Here is a 2,549-nt window from a genome sequence, read left to right as displayed (position 1 = left end):
AGCATGGCGTCCTGGACGTCGGGGTTGTCGTAGTTCAGGTCGGGCTGGTGGGAGAAGAACCGGTGCCAGTAGTACTGCCCGCGCACCGGGTCGTAAGTCCAGTTCGACGACTCGGTGTCGACGAAGATGATCCGGGCGTCGGGGTACCCGGTGTCGTCATCGGCCCACATGTAGAAGTCCCCGAACGGCCCGTCGGGATCGGTCCGCGACGCGCGGAACCACGGGTGCTCATCTGAGGTGTGGTTCATCACCAGGTCGGCGATCACACGGATGCCGCGGGCGTGCGCCTGCTCGATCAACTCGACGAAGTCCCCGAGTTCCCCGAACTCGGGGAGGATGCTGGTGTAGTTGGCGATGTCGTAGCCGCCGTCCTTGAGCGGGGACTGGTAGATGGGCAGCAGCCACAGGCAGTCCACGCCGAGCCATTGCAGGTGGTCCAGCCTGGATATCAGCCCGCGCAGGTCCCCGTAGCCGTCGTTGTTGGAATCGGCGAAGCCGCGGACCGACACCTCGTAGAACACCGCCGTCTTGAACCAGTCCGGCGTGCGGGGGGTGTCCTCGTCGAACGGGTCCGGGACGGGGCCGGCGGACGGTCCCGCCGCAGGCCGGTGGACCTTCTCCGGCGGGACGGGGCCGGTCCCCGGCGCGGGGGCCTCACCGCCCCCGGGGGCCTGGCGGGAGCTGCGGGTGAAGTTCTTCGGCTGGCCGTCCATGGAGCACCCCGGGTGTGTTGGAGACATCTAGATCAGCAATTCCCTCCACCCCGTCCAGGTGTGTGCGCGACAGGCAACCATCCGTAAAAGCTTCAGTACGGTCCGTGACCGTGGGGCCGGTTTCGGATCCCGCCACCGCCGCCCCGCCGTGCGAGCGGCGCCCATGGCGGGGGTAGATCGCCCGGTTCCGCGGCCCGTCCGGGCGGGTGCCCGGCCGCCGGGAAGGTCATCGCCCGGTCGCGGCGGGGCAGTGCGCGGAAAAACGGAGCAAAAAGACGGCGATTCGCGGCCCGTTCAGTGGCGTGCGGCGCCGCTAATGCTTGCCGCACGGCGGTTGTGTCATGTCCGTGTTTTTAGGTTCGCGGCTTTTTCTGTCGCAACCCTCGGGTAGGTCATTTCCAACCTCAGAACCCGCCAGGTCGGCGGGTTCTGCTCAGTTTCGGGCGGAATTCATCCGTCCAAAAGCGATCGGAGGGACAGTGGAGCGCTGGGAGAAGTCGCCATCGGTCGTACCGACGCGGGATGACCTCGTGGCACGGCTGCGCGTCCGTTTCGCCGACATTCCGGTGGAGCGCGTGCGGCGCTGCGTGGACGACCTGTGGTGCTGCTGCGCCCATCTGGGGGTGCGGCCCGAGGAACGGACCATCGAGCGCCTCGCGGCGTCCCGGCTCACGGGCGTCGTGCGGGGCGGCCGCCCGCCCTATCCGGACGAGCGGCGGGGGTCCCGACCGCCCGGCCGGCTGACCGCTCCGCCCCGGCCCGCCCGTGCGGCGGCCCGAACTCCGATCGGGATGTGACCGATGAGGGAGACGACGGTGCCGGGCCTGAGCACCGAGACCCGGCGAGGGTTCATCGTGCTCGGCCTGCCGGCGCAGATCAGCTGGCGGAACTACGCGGGGATCCGGGAGGAGGTGAGCAAGGCCCTGTCCCTCGCCTGCGCGGGCGGGACCCGTCGCGGCGGGGTCGTCGTCGACTTCGGTGACGCGGTCCTGCTGGACGCGGCCGGGCTCGTGCTGCTGGCGCGGGCCGAGACGCGGGCCGAGCTGCTCGGCTGCCCGCTGCGCGCGGTGGTGCCCGCGCTGTCCGCGCACGTCCGGCGGGCGCTGCACCTCACGGGGCTGGACCGGCTCGTCCCGGTGTTCGCCGACGTCGCGGCGGCGACGGCCGCGCCCCTGCCGGAGCCGGCGCCGGGGGAGGTCGACACCACGCACGTGCTCGACGCGATCCGCGCGCTGCATCCGGGGGACGCCGGGCTCACGCCGACGCCGCCCGCCCCGTCCGAGCTGATGATCACCACGACGGCGGCCGGCGACGGCGACCACACCGTCGTGCACCTGTCCGGGACGCTGGACGAGGCGACCGTGCCTCGGCTCGGGGAGACGCTGACCACGCTGGTCGAGGGCGACGAGCGGCACCTGATGGTGCGGATGCACGACCGGCTCGGCGTCCGCTGCGACCCGCTGCCGATCCTGCTCGGCATCCGCTGGCGCGTCGCCGCCGAGGGCGGCTGCCTGGCGCTGCCGGCGGTGCCGGCCAAGCTGCGCGAGGTCATCGACCGCGAGGGCCTCGCGTCGGTGTTCACCGGCTGCCGGTCCATCGAGGAGCGCCTCCTCAGCGGCGCCGGGTCCGGTTAGCCTCGCGGCCCTGCCCGCCACCGGCCCGCACACGTCCGCCGTTCTCCTGGAACGTGAAGACGTGTGCGGGTTTGGTGTGCGGGTCGAGGCGCACGTAGTTGGACCTCCGCCAGGTGTAGGTGGTGCCGTCGAGTTGGTCGGTGACGGTGTAGGGGTGGTCGGGGTCGTCGGGCAGGCCGAGGGCGGGCAGGTCGAGGTGGAC

At 71.6% G+C, this 2,549-nt stretch carries 4 protein-coding genes; 2 read left to right on the top strand and 2 right to left on the bottom strand.

All coding sequences use genetic code 11. From position 1 onward, the window contains the following. A partial coding sequence (locus tag ABWI07_RS43835) for an alpha-amylase family glycosyl hydrolase (RefSeq protein WP_353822177.1) occupies window positions 1-713 on the bottom strand: 713 nt, incomplete at its 3' end. Between the two features lie 530 nt (window positions 714-1,243). On the opposite strand from ABWI07_RS43835, the gene ABWI07_RS43830 reads away from it, so the two are divergent. Both ABWI07_RS43830 and ABWI07_RS43825 read left to right on the top strand, forming a co-directional pair. Next, on the top strand, window positions 1,244-1,510 hold the full coding sequence (locus ABWI07_RS43830; protein WP_149265112.1) for a hypothetical protein: 267 nt from the start codon (window positions 1,244-1,246) through the stop codon (window positions 1,508-1,510). A 3-nt stretch (window positions 1,511-1,513) separates the two neighbouring features. Further along, window positions 1,514-2,347, top strand: a complete 834-nt coding sequence (locus ABWI07_RS43825; protein ID WP_353822176.1) for an STAS domain-containing protein — start codon at window positions 1,514-1,516, stop codon at window positions 2,345-2,347. On the opposite strand, the gene ABWI07_RS43820 is transcribed toward ABWI07_RS43825, so the two are convergent. After that, window positions 2,325-2,549 (bottom strand): hypothetical protein (locus ABWI07_RS43820; RefSeq protein WP_353822175.1); only part of this gene is annotated, 225 nt, incomplete at its 5' end. The two genes, ABWI07_RS43825 and ABWI07_RS43820, sit on opposite strands and share 23 nt — an antisense overlap.

Source organism: Actinomadura sp. NPDC000600, from assembly GCF_040492135.1.
Lineage (GTDB): Bacteria > Actinomycetota > Actinomycetes > Streptosporangiales > Streptosporangiaceae > Spirillospora.
This window is presented reverse-complemented; position numbering and strand designations above follow the sequence as displayed.